The organism is Arthrobacter cavernae (assembly GCF_017368795.1).
GTDB lineage: Bacteria > Actinomycetota > Actinomycetes > Actinomycetales > Micrococcaceae > Arthrobacter > Arthrobacter cavernae.
Genome location: NZ_JAFNLL010000006.1, coordinates 22,845 through 42,707, shown reverse-complemented (window position 1 = coordinate 42,707; position 19,863 = coordinate 22,845). Strand labels below are relative to the sequence as shown.

The window sequence follows — 19,863 nt, the reverse complement described above, 5'->3', positions numbered from 1 at the left end:
CCCGCCCATGCCGGCCGGGCGCTTCTCCGTTGGCTTGTTGCCGCCGGATTGCCACTACCGCACGGCCCGGCTGGATGTAACCATTTGTGTCGCAACCCACATAGCTGCCTACAATCATTGGGAGCTCAGCGTGGCGCTCTGCATGTATTCCTCCAAGCCATGATTTGAGCGCACACATGAAAATTGGAATTCTCACCAGCGGTGGCGACTGCCCCGGACTTAACGCCGTCATCCGAGGCGCCGTATTGAAGGGCATCGCCATCCACGGGCAGGAATTCGTCGGGTTCCGGGACGGTTGGCGCGGCGTTGTGGAAGGTGATGTCATCGACATCCCCCGCACCATGGTCCGCGGCATCGCCAAGCAAGGCGGCACCATCCTGGGCACGTCCCGCACCAACCCCTTCGAAAACGGCGGCGGCCCCGAGGTCATCAAGGCCCACATGGACCGCCTCGGCATCGACGCCATCATCGCGATCGGCGGCGAAGGCACCCTGGCCGCAGCCAAGCGCCTCACGGATGCCGGCCTCAAGATCGTGGGCGTCCCCAAGACCGTGGACAACGACCTCGACGCCACCGACTACACCTTCGGCTTCGACACCGCGGTCCAGATCGCCACCGAGGCCATCGACCGCCTCCGCACCACGGGCGAGTCCCACCACCGCTGCATGATCGCCGAGGTCATGGGCCGCCACGTAGGCTGGATTGCCCTGCACGCAGGCATGGCCGCCGGCGCCCACGCGATCCTGATCCCCGAACAGAACACCAGCATCGAGCAGATCACCGAATGGGTCCAGGAAGCCCACGACCGTGGCCGCGCGCCGCTGGTTGTGGTGGCCGAGGGCTTTGTGCCGGAGCACATGGAATCCCCGCACTCCGAGCGCGGCCTGGACACCTTCGGCCGGCCCCGCCTGGGCGGCATCGCAGACCAGCTGGCTCCGGAAATCGAAGCACGCACGGGCATCGAGACCCGCGCCACCATCCTGGGCCACATCCAGCGCGGCGGCGTCCCCTCGGCTTTCGACCGCGTCCTGGCCACCCGGCTGGGCATGGCCGCGATCGACTCCGTGGTGGAAGGCCGCTGGGGAACCATGGTGGCACTCAAGGGCACGGACATTTCGCATGTCGGCTTCGAAGAGGCCCTCGGCAAGCTCAAGACCGTTCCCCAGCACCGCTACGACGAAGCCTCGGTACTGTTCGGCTGAGCATCCTCAGCTTGCCGCCCCGCGGGGCGGTAGGCTGAAGCCATGACATTGGAGCCCACGTCCGCTGACATCATCCAGCTGGCGTGGGCCCGCCATTTGGGGATCGACGACCACGCCTTCGCTGCTGCGGCCGCCCGCATCGCCAGTGCCCCCCCCGACGCAGGAAGCACGGCCGGACGCATCACGCTCGCCGACGACGCCGCCAAGACCGTGGAATTCGTGCGGCTCTTTGGGGTGTCCGCCTTGGTTGGTCCGCAGTGGGCCTTGGACGCCGCCGTCGGGATTCCCGACGAGGAACTCGCACAGCACCTCACCCTGCTGACAATCACACGGACCCATGGCGGGCACGGCCTGGGTTCGGCGGCCCTGTTCTTCGCGGACGAGCTGCCGTTGGTCCAGGCAGCCGAGGAGCTGACCATCTCCCACGGCAACCCCGAGGTCATCGAGCTCGAAAGCCTGTGCCCGCCGGACGACGTCAACGAGGCAGGCCTGTCCGGGCTGGAGCACCATTTCACCATCATGCACCCGGATGAAGAGCATCCCGGGCCGGTTGCCTGCGGTGCCTACGGCGAATGGGAAGGCCTGTTGGCCAACATGGGCGTCTTGGTGGCCCCTCAATGGCGGCGCCGCGGGCTCGGTTCCCTGGCGGCCTCCGTGGCCGCCCATGAGGCCCTTGCGGCAGGGCTGACGTTGCAGTGGCAGGCCGATGTCAGCAACACCGGTTCCCTGGCCATCGCCCGGAGCCTGGGCTTCGTCACCGGCGGGATCCACGCCAGCGTCCGCCTCGGCTGACGCCTAACCCTGATTCGCAGCAGCGGCCCGGGTATCGGTCCGGGCTTCCGTATCCGCAGCGTCCTTGGCCGGCGCGCCCCAGCCCTGCACGGCCTTCGGCTTGCCGAAGAACAAGGCCACCGCCGTTCCGAGGAGAATCGCGAAGGCGGGCAGGAGGACTGACTGGCCCATCGCCGTCGAGAAGCCCGCGTGCAGGTACTCCGGCAGCTGGCCCGTGAGACCGGCTTCGCTGGCGGGGGCTCCGGCCGGTGCGGCGGGCAGCTCTGCCGCGAGTCTGGCCTGGATGAGGGCCGCAATGGCTGCTGAGCCCAGGACGGCGCCGATCTGGCGGGTGGTGTTGAAGACGCCGGAGCCGGCACCGGCCTGGCGCGGCGGGAGGTTGCGCGTGGTCGCATTGGAGACCGGGCCCCAGATGAAGCCGTTGGCCACGCCCTGCAGGGCACTGGGCAGCAGGAACATCCAGATGGGCGTGTCCGGGGTAAGCAGGGCCGATGTCCAGAACAGGGCCCCGGCCAGGCAGACGAGGCCGAAGGCGGCGAACCAGCGCGGGTTGACGCGGTCGATCAGCTTGCCCACGAAGGGTGCCAGCGCACCGGAAATCACGGCCATGGGGATCATGAGCAGCGCGGACTGCGTGGGGGTCAGGCCGCGGACCACCTGGTAGTAGAAGATGGTGGGCAGCGGGAACGCCGTGATGGTGAAGCCCACGGCCATGATGGTGGTGTTGCCCAGGGAGAAGTTGCGGTCCTTGAACAGGCCCAGCGGCAGGAGAGGCTCGCCGCCGCGGCGCTCCAGCAGCCACTGCCACACCACGAACGCCGCGAGGACAACGATGCCGGTGATGATCAGGCCCCACACGGTGACGGGCCCGGTGACGGTCCCCCACCTGAAGCTCTGGCCTTCCTGGATGCCGAATACCAGCAGGAACATGCCGACGGCGGACAGCACCACGCCCAGCACATCGAACTTGTGGTTGTGCGTGCTCAGCTTCGGAACGAGGCGGGTCACGAGAATGAAGGCCACGACGCCGATGGGGACGTTGACGAAGAAAATCCACGCCCAGCCCAGGCCGTCCACCAGCACGCCGCCCAGGATGGGTCCGATGAGGATGGCCATGCCCGCGGTGGCGCCCCACAGGCCCATGGCGGCGCCGCGGCGGTCCGGCGGGAAGATGCGGGTGATGACGGCCATGGTCTGCGGCGTCATCATGGCCGCGCCGATGCCCTGCACGGCCCGGGCGGCGATCAGCATGCCGATGTCGCCGGAGAGCCCGCACCAGAGCGAGGCCAGGGTGAAGACCACCAATCCGCTCAGGTACAGGTTCTTGGGGCCGAAACGGTCACCCAGGCGCCCGGTGATGAGCAGGGGCACGGCGTAGGCCAGCAGATAGGCACTGGTGACCCAGATGACGGCGTTGATGTCCGTGTTGAGCCCCTCCATGATGCGGGGATTCGCCACGGAGACGATGGTGGTGTCGATCAGGATCATGAAGAACCCGATCACGAGGGACCACAGTGCGGGCCACGGTTTGGCTACGTTTTCCAAGGGATTCCTTTCGCAGCGGAGCAGGAAAGTCGCAGCCGTTGGGTGGGTGCTTCCCGGACGGGCAAAAGTGTCCCGCTAAGCCAGGAGGTCGAGGATCTCGGTGCGGGCAAACATTGTGGCGGCTTCGCGCGCGGTGGGCGATCCGGCGTCGGGGTCCGCCCCGGCGTCGAGCAGTACACGGGCGACGGCCGTGTACCCCTTGAAGACGGCGCCCGCCAGCGGCGTCTGCCCGCGGTCGTTGGCCCCGTTGGCATCCGCATCGTGGTGCAGGAGCAGCTGTACCGTCTCTTCATGCCCGTGGTAGGCGGCGAGCATGAGCAGGGAGTCGCCCGCCGCGTTGGTCAGGGTGGCGGGGGCGCCGGCGTCCAGGTAGCTCCTGAGCGCCTCGATATCGCCGTCCCGCGCCGCATCGAACAGCATGTGGGCCAGTTCGAGCGTTTCGTCGTCGACGGCGGACGTCGTGTTGGCGACCTCGGGGCCGGTGGGCTGGCTCATCGGTGTGGTCCCTTCAGGAATCCGGACTGGCGCCCGACGACCTGGCCGGCGTCGGGGGCGACGATCACTTCCTGGGCCGCGACATAGGGTTCCTCGCCGTCCATCACGGTCAGGACCTCGTCGGCCGGGACGGACCGCTTGATGACGGCCAGCGCCACCGGGCCCATCTCGAAGTGCTGCGCCACAGAAGTCAGCGTACCCACCTTGCGTTCCCCGGCAAATACACCGCTGCCGGCAGCAGGAAGCGTGTGCTGGGAGCCGTCAAGCTGCAGGAAAACGAGGCGCCGCGGCGGATGCCCCAGGTTGTGCACGCGGGCGATGGTTTCTTGGCCCTTGTAGCAGCCCTTGGACAGGTGCACCGAGGTCCGCAGCAGGTCCAGTTCGTGCGGGATGGTCTTGTCGTCCGTCTCGGCGCCGAGCCTCGGACGCCAGGCGGCGATGCGCAGGGCCTCGACGGCCATGGCGCCGGCCAGCGGCAAATCGCCGACGGCGGCCTCAAGTTCAGCGACGGGCACGAGATATTCGAACCACGGCCGCTCAAGCCCCGGGTGCGAGTCCTCCTCTACAGCACTGTAGGAATAGCCGCCTGCACCCACGTGCGGCCACGGGTCCTCCCACACGAGCCACCCGGCCCACGCCTCAACGGCCTTGGTGGAAGCCAGCACGCCCCAGTCCGCGGACACGTCGGCGATCTCAACCCGCAGCATGAACTTCATCTTGTTCAGCCACTCCGCCAGCGGAACGGCCTCGGCAGCCTCGACGATCAGCCAGGTGGTCCCGCCGTCGTCCACCACCCGTGCATCGAACTCGATGCGGCCCTGGAGGGTGAGCATCAGCAGTTCGCTGGAGACGCGCGGCTGGAGGTTGGTGAGCTGCTGCGAGGAGAGCGTGTTGAGCCAGCTGAGCCGGTCCGGACCGGAGACCGTCACCACGCCGCGGTGGGAGAGATCGACGACGGCGGTCCCCGCGGCCAGGGCGCGCTGCTCGCGCAGCGGCTCGCCGTAGTGGGCCGCGACGCCGGCGTCCATGCCGGTGGCCTCAACGGCGCCAGGGCGCGACAACAAAAGGCTCGTGTAAGTCATATCCAGTACAAGTCCTTGGGGCTCAGCGGTATTCCGGGTTTTTGGAATCAAAACGGTTGCCCGGGTACGGCTCGACGCGGGTGGTCAGGAAACCTTGTGTTAAGAAACCTTGTGCAGGAAGGCCGAGGCGTGGGCTTCGAGGGATTTGCCCTCGGCAGCCACATCCCAGCGCCACAGAAGGTTGCCATCCACCAGGCCGTAGATGCGGGTGGCGGCCGTGTACTCCTTGGAGTGGCTGCCGCGCATCACCATGTCGGTGGTGAGCTGGATCTGTGGGCCCTTGATCTGCCCGTAGTACAGTTCCGTGATGCCGCCGGGGTGGGCAATCGAGACGGTGAGGTCGAAGCCGCCGTCCTTGTTCCGGCGTTCCTCGACTTCGTCCGCGGTCCTGAGCACGGGGACGATGTCCGCCGGGATCAGGCCGGGACCGCCGTCGCCCTCCTGGAGCTTGCGCTCCAGCGCCCAAAAGCCGGTCTCGACGGTCAGCGGGCGCAGCTTTGCGCCGTCGTCGTCGCTGATCCAGCTTTCAGCACGGTACTGCAAGTACGGCAGGCCGTTGTGGGTGAAGGAGACATGTTGCACGAAGTGTCCCGAATCCTCCTCACCGGCGCCGAGCCGGCCACGGCCTTCCCACTCACCGATGAGCCAGGATAGGGGGACGAGTTCGGGCGTCAGGTCTGTTGGAATCTCGATAGGCACGGCAATTACCTCAGGTGGACTGCAGGGTCAGCAGGATCTACTTCTGGCCCTTGAAAAGTCGGTAGACCACAAAGCCTGCGAACCAGGCCATGGCAATGCTGGCAATGCCGAGCAGGACGAGGAAGAAGATTTCAAATGCAAGTACGGACATGATGCCATCCTAACCGTTAGTAGATGAGTAGTTTGTCTATGAAGTAGGCAAGGGCGCCGACGGCCCAGACCGGGGCGACGCCCATGCCCAGCGCCGCGGCGACGTTCAGGCGGCCGCGCCGCAGGGTGGCCATCCGGCGGAAACTGACCAGCACCGAGCCCAGGACAACGCCCACCAGCACCGCCGGAACCACGGCAATGTCAGAGAAGACCAGGCCGGCCAGGGGGCCGATCAACCCGGCAACAACGATGCCCAGCGGAGCCACGATGCGGTCCGGCCACCGGATGATGCCGGCGAGCAGGGCGGCTGCGGCGCTCAGGCCGGCCACCAGCACCATTTCCTTGACCCCGTTGAAGCGGGCGGCGGCGATCCAGCCGGCGCCCACGCAGCTGAGCAGCACGCCCGCGCTGCAGCCGAGGGTGGATTCGAGGCGCTGGACTTGGCCCGTGCCGCGGACCAACTGGATAATGAACACGGCGATCACACCGAGGGCGATGAAGGCGGGGGTCCAGTCCAGGAACCCCGGAGCGGGAGTGAAGTACGCGGCGGCAGCCGAGCCGGCACCGGCAAGGCCGATGACGGAGGCCAGGGTCTTCTTGGCCGGAACCGCCAGGAAGTGCGGCCAGCCGATCCCGACGGCGGCAGAAGCGGCGATCCCGATGGCGAGCATGAGCTCGCGGGAACCATAGGTGCCGGCGACGATGGCTGCGAGCGCCGCGAGGCCGATTACCCCGATGCTCCAAGACTTCACTGCGCCCGACCTCAATTCGCTGTGCCTTCCGACCTCCTGCCAATCCTGCCCTATGCGGCACAAATATGTCGCAATCAGCTGGTTTGGGCGTCACGAATCCCTGACTCGGAAAGGCCTGGTGGGTATACTCGAATTTCAACGGCGCTTCCCGTGGTTCGCACCCGTCACCACGGGCAGGACGCCGCAGAATGCCGCCAAACGCCGGTGGAAACCCGGTTCAGACGCCCAATGATGCGCGGACAGCCCACTGGAGGAACCATGTCGCACATCCTGCTCCTGACGAACAGCACCGGCTCGTCGGTGGACATCCTGCCTGCCTTGGAGCTCCTGAACCACCGTGTGCACATCCTGGCTGCCGAGCCGACTGCGCTGCTTGAAACCGACCCCACCGACATCGTGTTCCTTGATGCCCGCAAGGATCTGGTGGGCGCCCGGTCCCTCACCCAGCTGCTCAAGGCCACGGGCCTGAGCGCTCCCCTCATGCTGATCCTCACGGAAGGCGGGATGGCCGCGGTTTCCTCGGCGTGGGCCGTGGATGACATCGTGCTCGATTCCGCGGGCCCTGCCGAAGTCGAGGCCCGCATCAGGCTGGCCATGGCCAGGGCCGTCCCCGGCGAAGAGGAAAAGCAGAGCGAAATCCGGGCGGCCGGCGTCGTGATCGACGAGGCAAGCTACACCGCCCGTGTGAGCGGCCAGCCGCTCAACCTGACCTTCAAGGAATTCGAGCTCCTCAAGTACCTGGCACAGCACCCGGGCCGCGTGTTCACCCGCCAGCAGCTGCTGACCGAGGTGTGGGGCTACGACTACTACGGCGGCACGCGCACCGTTGACGTCCACATCCGCCGCCTTCGCGCCAAGCTCGGCGTGGACCACGAGAACCTGATCAGCACGGTCCGCAACGTTGGCTACCGCCTGACGCTGGTCCGGCTCCCCGACGATTCGCTCTCGGAAGCCTAGGAACACCTGCAAAGGAAAGGCCCGGATTCCAATGAATCCGGGCCTTTCCTTGTACCGGCTGGCCGGTGCGCGTGGAGGACATACGGGTCGAACGTATCGAGGCCACCCCAGTGGTGGATCCCCCTCAGATCCTGCTTCGCAAAGCCGGACGAGATACAGACCTTACACGGCACCATGCCGTGACCTCAAATCGGCCCGGCAATCGGCCCGGCAATCGGCCCAGCAATCGGCCCGGCGAAAGTCCGCCCGGGCGTATAGCCTTGCAGCATGAATCCTGCGCACCCGGATACCTGGCCCGTACTCGTCATCAAAGGCGCCGTCGACGACGAGCTCCTGCGGGATTTCCGCACGCTGGCCGCGGCCGCCGAGGAATCCGACGGCAACCCCCCGCTTTCCGAGCAGACCATGGTCATGCTGCGCGGCGCCGACGCCGGTGACCACTCGCTGCTCTCCCTGGCCCTCTACGCCCCGGACGAGGACTCGGATCCCGCCACCGCCCAGGATCTGGCGGGGCTCGCCGTCGTCGTGGAAGCAGCAGACGGCAGCGGCGTCATGGAACTCGCGGTTCATCCCGCCTACCGCACCCAGGGTGTAGCCGGCCGGCTGCTGGGCGCCTTGGGCGAGGCCAGGGGCTTCGCCGGGCTCAGCGCCTGGTCGCACGGAAACCACGAGGCCGCCGCCGAGCTCGCTGCCCGCTTCGGCTACGGACCGGTCCGCGAGCTGTGGAAGATGCGGCTGATGTCCTCCACGTCGGAGCTGCCCGACGCCGTCCTCCCGGACGGTGTTGAGCTGCGCGCCTTCGTGCCGGGCCAGGATGAGTCCGCCTGGCTGGCCGCCAACAGGGCGGCGTTCGCCCACCATCCGGAGCAGGGCGCGATGACGCGGGCCGATCTGGACGCCCGCATGTCCGAGGACTGGTTTGATCCTGCCGGTTTCCTGCTGGCCGTGAACGCCGCCGGGGAGCTGCTGGGCTTCCACTGGACCAAGGTGCATCCGCGGCAGGGCCCGCACCCCGCCATCGGAGAGGTCTATGTGGTGGGCGTAATCCCGGCTGCCCAAGGCATGGGGCTGGGCAAAGCCCTCACCGTTGCCGGCATCAAGCACCTGCAGGAACAGCAACTGCACGCCGTGATGCTCTACGTCGACGCGGACAACACGGCGGCAGTTGCCCTGTACCAGAAGCTGGGATTCGTCCGCTGGGATGTTGACGTCATGTACGGACCGTTGACGAGGAATTAACCTGGGCGGGCGGCCCGAAAGCCGGGGACTTCCGGGATTCGGGCTGGGCGAATTGCTTGTAATGTGGGAGGAAACCAGTCCTGAGCTTAGGAGAGACCCCATGCAACCGGACTCCGTCGGTACCACCCGAACCCAGGAGAAGGGCCCGGCCCTGCCCGCACGCTTTGGCTCCTCCGAAGTCCCGGCCGCCCGTGCCACCCAGGACCGCATCGACATCCCCGAATTTGCGCCGAACCTGGAGCCGGAAGGCGACATCACCCCTGACCGTTTCCTGGACCGGGAACTGAGCTGGCTGGCCTTCAACGCCCGCGTGCTCGAACTCGCCGAGGACCCGGACCTTTTCCTGCTGGAACGCGTCAACTTCCTTTCGATCTTCGCCTCCAACCTGGACGAGTTCTTCATGGTCCGCGTGGCAGGCCTGAAGCGGCGCATCGCCACCGGCCTGGCTGTGCCCTCCCCCGCCGGGCTGAGCCCCATCGAGGTCCTTGAGCAGATCGGTGCGGCCGCCCACAAGCTCCAGGAACGCCACGCCCGCGTGTTCGCTGAACAGCTCCGCCCGGCCCTGGCCTATGAGCACATCCACCTCATGCACTGGCACGAACTGGATGAAGACGCCCAGCACCAGCTGAACGTCATGTTCCGGGAGAAGGTCTTCCCCATCCTGACGCCACTGGCCGTGGACCCTGCCCACCCGTTCCCCTACATCTCCGGGCTCTCGCTCAACCTTGCCGTGGTGGTCCGCAACCCCGTGAGCGACAAGGAACTGTTCGCCAGGGTCAAGGTGCCGGACCAGCTCCCCCGCCTCATCTCGATCGACGGCCCCCGTGCAGGCGCCGTCCCGGGCCGTGTTGCGCGTTTCATCGCCCTCGAGGAAGTCATCGCCGTCCATCTGGACAAACTCTTCCCCGGCATGGAGGTCCTGGAGCACCACTCCTTCCGGGTCACCCGCAACGAGGACGTCGAGGTCGAAGAGGACGATGCCGAGAACCTGCTGCAGGCGCTCGAGAAGGAACTGCTGCGCCGACGCTTCGGCCCGCCCGTCCGCCTTGAAGTGACCACGGACATCAACCCGAACATCCGGGCCCTGCTGGTCCGTGAACTCGGTGTGGAGGAGTCCGAGGTCTACTCGGTCCCCGCGCCCCTGGACCTGCGTGGCTTGTCCGTGATCGGCGGGATCGACCGCGCGGACCTGCACTACCCCAAGCACGTCCCGCACACCTCGCGCTACCTCAACGAGTCCGAGACGTCCAAGGCCGCCAACGTCTTCGCAGCCATGCGCCGCCGCGACATCCTGCTGCACCACCCCTACGATTCCTTCTCCACCTCGGTCCAGGCCTTCCTGGAACAGGCTGCGGCGGACCCCAAGGTGCAGGCCATCAAGCAGACCCTGTACCGCACCTCCGGCGACTCGCCCATCGTGGATGCCCTGATCGATGCAGCCGAAGCCGGCAAGCAGGTGCTGGCCCTGGTGGAAATCAAGGCCCGCTTCGACGAGCAGGCCAACATTTCCTGGGCGCGCAAGCTGGAGCAGGCCGGCGTGCACGTGGTGTACGGCATCGTGGGCCTGAAGACGCACTGCAAGCTCTCCCTGGTGGTGCGCCAGGAAGTGGACGGCCTGCGCCGCTACTGCCACATCGGCACCGGCAACTACCACCCGCGCACAGCCCGCTACTACGAGGACCTGGGCCTGCTGACGTCCAACGAGCAGGTGGGCGAGGACCTCTCCAAGCTCTTCAACCAGCTCTCCGGCTACGCCCCCAAGTCAACGTTCAAACGGCTGCTCGTGGCCCCGCGCTCCGTACGCTCCGGGCTGATCGACAGGATCGAGGCCGAGATCCGGAACGCCCGCGCAGGCATCGCGTCCCGCGTGCAGATCAAGGTCAACTCCATGGTTGACGAGGCCATCATCGATGCCCTCTACCGGGCCTCGCAGGCAGGCGTGAAGGTGGACGTGCTGGTCCGCGGCATATGCTCCCTGCGCCCCGGCGTCCCCGGCCTGAGCGAGAACATCACGGTCCGCTCCGTGCTCGGCAGGTTCCTGGAACACTCCAGGGTGTTTGCCTTCGCCAACGCCAACGACCCTGTGGTCTACATCGGTTCGGCCGACATGATGCACCGCAACCTCGACCGCCGCGTTGAGGCGCTGGTGCAGCTGTCCAACCGGGATGACGCGGCCCAGGTCCTCGACCTCCTGCGCCGGTACCTGGACCCGGGAACGGCAAGCTGGCACCTGGACAACTACGGGAACTGGACGCGGCACCACCAGGCCGAAGACGGCAGCCCGCTGCTGGACATGCAGTCCTGGCTGCTGGATTCCCGGGCCCGGCAGCGCACGGCCACGCGTCGCTAGGCAGCGGACTTGAAAAGCGATACCCCCATTGCCGACCAGACCGACCATCCCGGCGAGGCCGTCGCCGTCGTCGCGGCCGGTGCCCTGCCGTGGCGGCTCAACAAGGGAGCCCTCGAGGTCCTGCTGATCCACCGGCCCAGGTACGACGATTGGTCCTGGCCCAAGGGAAAGCTCGACGCCGGCGAAACGGTCCCCGAGTGCGCCGCCCGTGAGGTGGAGGAAGAGATCGGTTTCAAGGGCTCCCTTGGCATTCCGCTGCCGCCCATCCACTACCACGTCACCGCAGGCCTGAAGGTGGTCCATTACTGGGCCGTCCAGATCAACGGAACGCCACTGCGGCCCGATGGCAAGGAAGTGGACAGCGTCATGTGGTGCAGCCCTGACAAGGCCGCGGGCTTCCTGAGCAATCCGACCGACGTCGAGCCCCTCGAGTTCCTGGAGAAGGCCCACATCCGCGGAGAGCTGGACACCTGGCCGCTGGTGCTGGTCCGCCATGCGAAGGCCAAGCCACGGTCCTCGTGGACCAAAGCGGAAGGCGACCGGCCGCTCGCGGCCACGGGACTCCGCCAGGCGCTGGCCGTCCAGCGCCTGCTGGACGTGTGGAAGCCACAGCGCATCGTCAGCAGCCCCTGGAAGCGCTGCGTCGCCACGATTGCACCGTATGCCAAGGCCAGCGGGGCGAAGGTGAAACTGGTGGATGCCCTCACGGAACACAACCACCACCGTTCGCCGAAGAAGACCGGTGCCGCCGTCGAGTCCCTGTTCGACAAACAGCGCCCCAGCGCCCTCTGCACCCACCGCCCCGCGCTTCCCACGGTCCTGAAGCAGCTCGGCCAGCACATGTCCCCCATACTGCGGGAGCTGCTGCCCACGGTTGACCCCTACCTGGTCCCGGGTGAGGTGATCGTGTGCCACGTGCTCCGCGGCAGCTCGCGCAAGGTGGTCGCCGTCGAACAGGTCAGGCCCTTCGACGACTAGCGTGGCCGGCGGTCCTGCGACCGCCGGCCATGCGGCCGGACTGCTGCTGGGCGGGCTACTGCTGGGCTGGTTACTGCTGGGCGGGGTCCAGCGGTAGGGGCACGATCGGCTGGTCATTGGCCACCAGGTCGATTCCGAAGTCGTTGGCAAACACCAGGCGCGTGTTGGTGTACACCTTGGGCTGGTTCTCGTCCAGCTCAAAGACCCGGGCGCCGCGGAGGCGGTTGCGTTCAGCGCCGCTGAGTCCGTAGGCGCCGAAGCCCGTTCCGGGCGCGTAGCCGAGCTGCACGCCGTAGTAGTTACCTACGTAGGTGTTGACGTGGTCGTGGCCCACGAAGTATCCGAGGACATCCCCGCGCTCCAGGAAGGCGCTGAACAGGCCCGAGTTGATGGGTCCCGGGCACTCGTCCTCGTTGCGCTCGCCCACGATTGAGTGCTTCGTCAGGGCACGGGCGTGGTCGGCAGCAGTACGGGAATCGAGGCTGGCGAACCACATGTTGCGGTGCTCGTGCAGGGCGATGTGTCCCCACATGAGGGACGGGATCTTTTTGCCGTACTTCTGCTCGGTGGCGATGGACTGGTTGCGGTACCAGGTGACCTGGTCCATGCGCACCCAGTCCCAGTCGGGGTAGCCCTCGAAGTTCTGGCCGTCGATGGTGTCCGGCGCATAGCGGCCGGTGTCGATCAGCCACAGGCCGAAGGCAGGTTCCTGAGACTTGGCAGACTGGACGAGCAGCTGGGTGTTGGAGGTTCCCGTCAGGCCTGGGACGGAGTCCGCGTTGACGTTATGCGCGTAGCTCTGCAGGAATTCCAGCATTTTGGCCTCGGTCATGCCGGTGCGGGACACGGAGTCCTCGTCATGGTTGCCGAAGGTCACGGCCCAGGGAATGCCGCGGCGCTCCATCGGCAGCACAACGTGGTTCAGTGCTTCCTTGACCTCCAACTCGGTGTCGCAGCCGCCGTTGATGACGTCGCCGTTGATGACCACGAAGTCGGGCTTTTCCTGGTCCAGGGTGCGTTCCATCAGTTCGATGGTCCGCCGGTCGGTCTTCTCGTCGTCCTGGGTGTCGTTGAACTGGACCACCTTGAACTTCCCGTCGGGACGGAAGGCCAGGGTGGGGCGCGGCGCCTTCGGCTTGGGCGCAGCCTGGGCCAGGCCGCTGGACGCGGCGATGAGCCCCATGGCACCGAGCGTGCCGGCTGTGGCCAGGGCAGCCCTACGGCTGAGGTCGAAGGTGGTTGCTTTGCTGCTCACGGATTCCTCTTCTCGCTTTTCGCCCCGGGGTTGTGGGGCATTTTCCTGTGAGACCCTAGGTTTCCCGAATGGCCGTTCGGTGAGCACAAGGTGAATAAAACGTTTCACTAGCGGCGGCGGCCTGCTGGAGGGGTGTGCCGCAGCTGTGCAGCCCGCGGAATCCGCGTTGACCGAAGCATCTTTGTATCAAATACTTAGTACATTGATACAAAGACTTGGGGGTCATTGTCATGTTGTTCCAGTTGCCACCTCTGGCTCTGCTCGCCCCACTGGGCGGGGCTGTGGTTGTCTACCTGTTCCTGCGCTGGGTGGTGTGGGCCCCGCGCGTCGGGGCGAGCGCCGCGACGGTTTCCCAGCACGCCCTCTGGGTGGGCATCATCGGCTGGATGGCCAGCTCGCTCCAGGGCGCCGTCCGCGCGGGACAGATCCCGGGCAACCCGGTCCTAGGAAGCGCCCCGTCCGCGGCACCCGATCTGCTGCAGGCACTGGGCTGGCCCGTCCTGGCCGCGCTGGCCGTCCATGCGATCGGGCAGCTGAGCTACCCGGCCCCGAAGCAGGCGCGCAGGCATGCGGAGCTGGCGGTCCGGAGAATCCGTGACTTCCTGCCCAGGGGGCTTGCCTGGACCACGGCCGGCGTCTTCGTGGTGTCCCTGCTGTTCATCGTGCAGATCTCGGCCTTGCCCGGCTTTGACCCCGTGCTGCCGGAGCCGCAGCCAACACCGGCCGTGGGCGGCCCCGTCAACGGCGGCCCCGTCTACGGTGGCCCCGTCAACGGCGGCCATGCCGGCCGGATCCCGGGTGCCGAACTCGCCGCGTGGCTCGGCGGGGCCCTTCTGGTCCTGGCGGCGGGCACCTGGCTGGTGCTGTGGCTCATCGCCCGGCGCCGGCACCTCGAAACCCTCGACGGCGCGGACAACCGCGCGCTGCGCACCATCGCCATGAACCGGCTGCTGCGTACAGTGTCCACCATCGCGGCGGGCCTCGCCGCCGTCGCCGGGAACTTTGCCCTGGCGACGCCGCCGGGCCTTCGCCCGGACGGACCCGGACTGCCCATAGCGGGGCTGAACCTTCCGGTCCTCTTCAACTTCATCGTGCTCTTGGCCATGTTGTGCTGGCCTGCCGGCGAACTGCCGTCGCTCGCCGCCGCCAAGGCCGCGGAGCGCGGTACGCCCCTGAGCCACGACCCCACGGCCCATCCTGCAGCGCGGCTTTCCGCCTCCATCGGCGTGGGCCTCGGCGTGGTGGCCGCGGTCTCTCTGCTGGGCGGACTGTTCCTCATCCGGGCCCTGACGGTGGCGGGCGCATGGGGGCTGCCCGGCATGCTGGCCTTCGTCGCAGTGCTGCTGCTCCTCGCCATCGCGGCCGGGGAGCTGGTGATCAGGGCCAACTACGGAAGGGCGGACTCTCCCCGGGAGTGGCCCGTGCAGCCGGTCTCGCGGGGGCTGCTGTCCACGGCCATCGTGGCGGCATTCCTGCTGGCGTCCGTCCTGGTCATCACCAGCGGGGGCCAGAACGCCCTGCACGAAGCACCCGTCTGGCCCGCGGTGGCGCTGGTGACCGCCGCAGTCCTGGCGGCCGGCGGTGCCGCCCTGCTGGCGGCCCGGTTCCGCCGGGGCGTCCCGGAGGCAGGCGGCGGCCACGGCCTGGATGGGGCGCTCCGCGCGATTTCCGTGTACCGCATTGTGCGCACGCTTGCCGCCTATTGCCTGTTCCAGGCCGGCCTGGTACTGATGACCACCAGCCACGCCTTGCCGCCGCTCTTCCGGGACCCCCGGAGCTTCGTTCCCGAGGATGCGCCAGCGGCCATCGCGGCCGGCGCAGTGCTTGCCGCCGTGGCCGTGGCCATTGCGGTCACCCCCGTCCGCCGGTTCTTCCGGGACCTCCCCTCGCCGGCCGACAACCGGACCGAGGACGCGTCGCGGTGAGTCCCCGGATCTCCGTCGACCTCAGCTCGGCGGTCCCGCCCTACGAGCAGATCCGTGGTCAGATCAGCTCGCTGATCGCCATCGGGGTGCTGGCTGCGGGCAGCCGCCTGCCCACTGTCCGCAGCCTAGCGGCGGACCTGGGCATCGCCGCCGGCACCGTCGCGCGGGCGTACAAGGAACTGGAGCAGGCCGGGCTGATCGAATCCCGACGGCGGAACGGGACAATCGTCGTCGGGCACCCTGCGGAGCCCGGCAGCACCGCTGCCGCACCGGGCGCTGAGGTGATTGCCGCCGTCGACGGCTTGATCCGGACGGCCCGTGCTGCCGGTGTGAGTGACGAAACGATCATCGATCTGCTCCGCGGCCGGCTGGCAAGTAAGCTGGAGGGGTGAGCATCCCCACCCCATATGAAGACCTCCTGCGCGACGTCATGGCCAACGGCACGCACAAGTCGGACCGCACCGGCACCGGCACACGCAGCGTTTTCGGCCGCCAGCTGCGCTTCGACCTCGCCGAGAGCTTCCCGCTGATCACCACCAAGCGGGTGCACTTCAAGTCCGTGGCGGTGGAGCTGCTGTGGTTCCTGCGCGGCGATTCGAACGTGAAGTGGATGCAGGAGCAGGGCGTCACCATCTGGGACGAATGGGCGGACGCCGACGGCGAACTGGGCCCGGTGTACGGCGTGCAGTGGCGCAGCTGGCCCACTCCCGACGGCGGCCACATCGACCAGATCGCCGAGCTCATGGACAACCTGGCAGCGAACCCGGATTCACGCCGGCACATCGTCTCGGCCTGGAACGTTTCCGAGCTCAAGGACATGGCCCTGCCGCCGTGCCACGCGTTCTTCCAGTTCTACGTGGCGGACGGCAAACTCTCCTGCCAGCTCTACCAGCGCTCCGCGGACACCTTCCTGGGCGTGCCCTTCAACATCGCCTCCTACGCCCTGCTGACGTGCATGGTGGCGCAACAGCTGGGCCTGCAGCCGGGCGAGTTCGTCTGGACCGGCGGCGATGTGCACATCTACGACAACCATGTGGAGCAGGTCGGCGAACAGCTCAGCCGCGAGCCGTACGAGTACCCGCAGCTGAAGATCCGGCGCAAGCCGGACTCCATTTTCGACTACACACTGGAAGAATTCGAAGTGGTCAACTACCGCCACCACCCCACCATCAAGGCACCGATCGCCGTATGAGCACCCCCGACGACTCCACGCCCGGCGCCCTCCCGGAGCTCATCTTCACTGAAGCCACCGCGGCCTCCATGACGGGCATCGGCCTGATCTGGGCACAGACCAGCGGCGGCGTGATCGGCAAGGACGGCGGCATGCCGTGGCACCTGCCCGAGGACCTGAAGCACTTCAGCAGGCTCACCACCGGCCACCCGGTCATCATGGGCCGCAAGACCTGGGAGTCCTTCCCGGCGAAGTACCGCCCGCTGCCCGGCCGGACCAACATCGTGGTCACCCGGCAGAAAGACTGGGCACAGACGCCCCAGGCGAGCGGCGCCGTCGTGGTCCGTTCGCTCGATGAGGCGCTGCTCGAATCGCAGTTCGCCCCCGGCGGGCAAAAAGTCTGGATCATCGGCGGCGGCGAAATCTTCCGCCAGTCCATGGACATCGCCAACATCGCCGTGGTGACCATCATCGATTCCGAAAGCAATGGCGATACCTTCGCCCCCGAGCTGGACGAAAACTGGACATTCGACACCATGGTGCCGGCCCAGGGCTGGCTCACCGCCAAGAACGGCACAAATTACCGGTTCACCTCGTGGCGCCGGGCGGAAGGCTAGAAAAGACATGCTGAAGAAACCCGAAACCCTCTTCGTGCTGGGCTACATGCTCCTGCCGCTGTTCGCGCTGCTGTCCGCGATCGTGGGCCTCACCATGATCCTGGGCGGCAACAAGATCCCGGGCATCATCGTGCTGGTGGTCGTCACCCAGGTGTTCGCGTTCGGCGCGTTCTTTGCCCTGCGGGCCCGGAAGGCTGCGCTGCTGCAGGAGCCCGACGCCGGGGAGTAGTTCCGTACGAACGGTGCCGGACCGCGTTGGGGCGAGTGCCGGCGTCGGGCATTCCGCGTCCGTGACGTAACCGACGGCGACAGTTCGCTGGGAAAGTTTAGACTGGTCCAATGACTACAGCAGCTAATCCGTCCGTTGGACTGGTCGGTTGGCGTGGCATGGTCGGTTCCGTCCTGATGCACCGCATGCAGGAAGAGAACGACTTCGCCAACATCAACCCGGTATTTTTCTCCACCTCGAACGCAGGAGGTGCCGCCCCGTCCTTCGCCGATGGGGCAGGCAAGCTCGAGGACGCGTTCGATATTGAGACATTGTCGAAGCTGCCGATTATTGTCACCGCACAGGGCGGCGACTACACCAAGCAGGTCCACGGCGAACTCCGCAGCCGTGGCTGGGACGGCCTCTGGATCGACGCTGCCTCCACGCTGCGCATGAACGACGACTCGATCATCGTCCTGGACCCGATCAACCGCGACGTCATTGACAAGGGCCTCGCCAACGGCACCAAGGACTTCATCGGCGGCAACTGCACCGTGTCCTGCATGCTGATGGGCCTCGGCGGCCTGTTCAAGAACGGGCTGGTCGAGTGGGGCACCTCCATGACCTACCAGGCTGCATCCGGCGGCGGCGCCCGCCACATGCGTGAACTGCTCAACCAGTTCGGCACCCTCAACAACGAGGTCAGCAGCGAACTCGACGACCCCGCATCCGCCATTCTCGAAATCGACCGCAAGGTCCTGGCGCACCAGCGCACCGACATCGACGCCACCCAGTTCGGCGTGCCGCTGGCCGGCTCGCTGATCCCCTGGATCGACGCAGACCTGGGCAACGGCCAGTCCAAGGAAGAGTGGAAGGCCGGGGTGGAGACCAACAAGATCCTGGGCACTTCGGGCGACAGCCGGATCATCATGGACGGCCTGTGCGTCCGCATCGGCGCCATGCGCTCGCACTCCCAGGCACTGACCCTCAAGCTGCGCGAGGACCTGTCCGTCGCGGAGATCGAGAAGCTCCTGGCCGAGGACAACGAATGGGCCAAGGTGGTTCCCAACACCAAGGAAGCCTCCATGGCGGACCTCACCCCCGTGGCTGCCTCCGGCACGCTGGAGATCCCGGTTGGCCGCATCCGCAAGATGGAGATGGGCCCGGAGTACATCAGTGCCTTCACCGTGGGCGACCAGCTCCTGTGGGGCGCGGCCGAGCCGCTGCGCCGCATGCTGAACATCGCCACGGGCAAGCTCTAGGCCGGTCCGTTCGTCCGTCTTTGGCCCGCTGTTCCGTTGCTGTCCCGCGACGAAACAGCGGGCCGAAGACGTTCATGCGCAGACACTCCGCTGCCGGCACCGCTCGAGGGCGAGGTTGATGCGGCGTTCCACTTCGTACGGTTGCAGCAACTGGGGCCACCGCACGCGGACAAACTCCCAGCCGAGCTCGCGGAGCGCCGTTTCGCGCTGGCGTTCCTCGAAAAGCACGAGCTCCGTGGGCCGGTAATCGAAGTACTTGTCCTTGCCGTCGAATTCGAGGATCAGTTTCTCCCGTTTCCACGCAAAGTCTGCCCGGAACAGGCCTGCGGCGGTAGGAATCTCGACTTGGGGTGTTGGGGCAGGAATCCCGGCGCGCACCATGAGGATCCTGGTCCGGGACTCGCCTGGTGATTCGGACGCGCCGTCCAGGGCCTCCAGTACGTTCCGAACCCTATGGGCACCTCGCTGGATGCGTCCGGAAGTCACTGCCTCCAACATGTGGACAGGGTCGGCCCCCATGCGAAGGGCGTGATCGCCGATAATGACAGCACGTTCAAACTCGAGCGTCCGCGCGCAGTCAAGGACGGTCCTCTCCAGGCTCGTTGCCAGAACGGGACGGCCGGACGTTGCCGGTATTTCCACCAGCTCGGCAGGCTCCAGCGGCGACCGGTAGGCGCGCACATCAGGCCCCGAACTGCCGCGTGCCGGGTTGAAAGGCGTAGTGACGTGGACCAGGGGGCTGCAGTCCCACACCCAGCACTTGTGAATGCGCGCGGCGCTGACATGGCTGTAGATGCTGCTGCCGCCCGTGGAAAGGTGATGCGCCTGGATGGCGATCATGTTCCTTTCCCATGGTTTGGCGCCATGCCAGAGCTCCGCCGGCACATAGGCTCCCCGCCGCACACGCACCAGCACCCCGGCAGCGACGCCTGCCGTCAGGAGCCTGTCACCGATGCCGTGGGCGGCAAGCATCGAGGTGCCGGCCACGCGTTCAGGAGGCCACCGCCTGGCCAGTTCCGCTTTCAATGCCTGCACCTTCATCAACGAGCCTGTGCCTTCATTGTGCCAGCATTGGCCACGGCAGCCCGTTGGCGCGAGGCCCGCACGCGGCTATGTGGACAACACCGCGTCAGCCCGGGAATGTGGACAACGCCGTCTGCGCCGATGATGGCCTTGGACCGTCT

At 67.0% G+C, this 19,863-nt stretch carries 19 protein-coding genes; 12 read left to right on the top strand and 7 right to left on the bottom strand.

Features of this window, described 5'->3' with window-relative positions:
• Positions 1-176: 176 nt before the first annotated feature.
• Positions 177-1,202, top strand: a complete 1,026-nt coding sequence (locus J1902_RS04005) for an ATP-dependent 6-phosphofructokinase (RefSeq protein ID WP_207614974.1) — start codon at positions 177-179, stop codon at positions 1,200-1,202.
• Positions 1,203-1,244: 42 nt separating this feature from the next.
• On the top strand, positions 1,245-1,994 hold the full coding sequence (locus J1902_RS04000) for a GNAT family N-acetyltransferase (protein ID WP_207614973.1): 750 nt from the start codon (positions 1,245-1,247) through the stop codon (positions 1,992-1,994).
• Between the two features lie 3 nt (positions 1,995-1,997).
• On the opposite strand, the gene J1902_RS03995 is transcribed toward J1902_RS04000, so the two are convergent.
• From J1902_RS03995 to J1902_RS03975, 5 genes are all read right to left on the bottom strand, one after another.
• Positions 1,998-3,539: a DHA2 family efflux MFS transporter permease subunit gene (locus tag J1902_RS03995; RefSeq protein WP_207614972.1), complete on the bottom strand. Its 1,542-nt coding sequence runs from the start codon at positions 3,537-3,539 to the stop codon at positions 1,998-2,000.
• 75 nt (positions 3,540-3,614) lie between these two features.
• Complete coding sequence (locus J1902_RS03990; RefSeq protein ID WP_207614971.1) at positions 3,615-4,034, bottom strand: ankyrin repeat domain-containing protein; 420 nt, start codon at positions 4,032-4,034, stop codon at positions 3,615-3,617.
• Complete coding sequence (ygfZ, locus tag J1902_RS03985) at positions 4,031-5,116, bottom strand: CAF17-like 4Fe-4S cluster assembly/insertion protein YgfZ (protein ID WP_207614970.1); 1,086 nt, start codon at positions 5,114-5,116, stop codon at positions 4,031-4,033. The genes J1902_RS03990 and ygfZ overlap by 4 nt, the downstream gene beginning before the upstream one ends.
• 99 nt (positions 5,117-5,215) lie before the next feature.
• On the bottom strand, positions 5,216-5,815 hold the full coding sequence (locus J1902_RS03980) for a nitrobindin family protein (RefSeq protein WP_207614969.1): 600 nt from the start codon (positions 5,813-5,815) through the stop codon (positions 5,216-5,218).
• Between the two features lie 167 nt (positions 5,816-5,982).
• Positions 5,983-6,717, bottom strand: coding sequence for a permease (locus J1902_RS03975; RefSeq protein WP_207614968.1), 735 nt, complete (start codon positions 6,715-6,717; stop codon positions 5,983-5,985).
• A gap of 258 nt (positions 6,718-6,975) precedes the next feature.
• Here J1902_RS03975 and J1902_RS03970 point away from each other — a divergent pair, with 258 nt between their 5' ends.
• From J1902_RS03970 to J1902_RS03955, 4 genes are all read left to right on the top strand, one after another.
• The gene (locus tag J1902_RS03970) at positions 6,976-7,674 is read left to right on the top strand and encodes a winged helix-turn-helix transcriptional regulator (protein ID WP_207614967.1); all 699 of its coding nucleotides are present in this window, start codon (positions 6,976-6,978) and stop codon (positions 7,672-7,674) included.
• A gap of 267 nt (positions 7,675-7,941) precedes the next feature.
• Entirely contained in the window at positions 7,942-8,913 is a 972-nt protein-coding gene (mshD, locus tag J1902_RS03965; protein WP_207614966.1) for a mycothiol synthase, read from the top strand.
• Positions 8,914-9,013: 100 nt separating this feature from the next.
• Positions 9,014-11,263 (top strand): RNA degradosome polyphosphate kinase, encoded by a 2,250-nt coding sequence (locus J1902_RS03960; RefSeq protein WP_207614965.1) that lies wholly within the window; start codon positions 9,014-9,016, stop codon positions 11,261-11,263.
• 9 nt (positions 11,264-11,272) lie between these two features.
• A complete protein-coding gene (locus J1902_RS03955) occupies positions 11,273-12,241 on the top strand; it encodes an NUDIX hydrolase (protein ID WP_207614964.1) in 969 nt (322 codons plus the stop codon).
• A 70-nt stretch (positions 12,242-12,311) separates the two neighbouring features.
• Here the strand turns inward: J1902_RS03955 and J1902_RS03950 are convergent, their stop codons facing one another.
• On the bottom strand, positions 12,312-13,496 hold the full coding sequence (locus J1902_RS03950; RefSeq protein ID WP_307794361.1) for a metallophosphoesterase family protein: 1,185 nt from the start codon (positions 13,494-13,496) through the stop codon (positions 12,312-12,314).
• A 242-nt stretch (positions 13,497-13,738) separates the two neighbouring features.
• Here J1902_RS03950 and J1902_RS03945 point away from each other — a divergent pair, with 242 nt between their 5' ends.
• The 6 genes from J1902_RS03945 to asd all read left to right on the top strand — a co-directional run bounded on the left by J1902_RS03945 (position 13,739) and on the right by asd (position 18,679).
• Positions 13,739-15,421 carry a hypothetical protein gene (locus J1902_RS03945; RefSeq protein WP_207614963.1) on the top strand — a complete coding sequence of 561 codons (1,683 nt, stop codon included), beginning with the start codon at positions 13,739-13,741 and terminating at the stop codon, positions 15,419-15,421.
• A complete protein-coding gene (locus tag J1902_RS03940) occupies positions 15,418-15,813 on the top strand; it encodes a GntR family transcriptional regulator (protein WP_207614962.1) in 396 nt (131 codons plus the stop codon). The genes J1902_RS03945 and J1902_RS03940 overlap by 4 nt, the downstream gene beginning before the upstream one ends.
• On the top strand, positions 15,810-16,613 hold the full coding sequence (locus tag J1902_RS03935; RefSeq protein ID WP_207614961.1) for a thymidylate synthase: 804 nt from the start codon (positions 15,810-15,812) through the stop codon (positions 16,611-16,613). The genes J1902_RS03940 and J1902_RS03935 overlap by 4 nt, the downstream gene beginning before the upstream one ends.
• Positions 16,610-17,209, top strand: a complete 600-nt coding sequence (locus tag J1902_RS03930) for a dihydrofolate reductase (RefSeq protein ID WP_207614960.1) — start codon at positions 16,610-16,612, stop codon at positions 17,207-17,209. Before J1902_RS03935 ends, J1902_RS03930 begins: the two co-directional genes overlap by 4 nt.
• Before the next feature lie 7 nt (positions 17,210-17,216).
• Positions 17,217-17,438 (top strand): NF038396 family protein, encoded by a 222-nt coding sequence (locus tag J1902_RS03925; RefSeq protein WP_207614959.1) that lies wholly within the window; start codon positions 17,217-17,219, stop codon positions 17,436-17,438.
• A gap of 110 nt (positions 17,439-17,548) precedes the next feature.
• Complete coding sequence (gene asd / locus J1902_RS03920) at positions 17,549-18,679, top strand: aspartate-semialdehyde dehydrogenase (RefSeq protein WP_207614958.1); 1,131 nt, start codon at positions 17,549-17,551, stop codon at positions 18,677-18,679.
• 72 nt (positions 18,680-18,751) lie between these two features.
• Here the strand turns inward: asd and J1902_RS03915 are convergent, their stop codons facing one another.
• Positions 18,752-19,720, bottom strand: coding sequence for a type IV toxin-antitoxin system AbiEi family antitoxin domain-containing protein (locus tag J1902_RS03915; protein WP_207614957.1), 969 nt, complete (start codon positions 19,718-19,720; stop codon positions 18,752-18,754).
• Between the last annotated feature and the right edge of the window lie 143 nt (positions 19,721-19,863).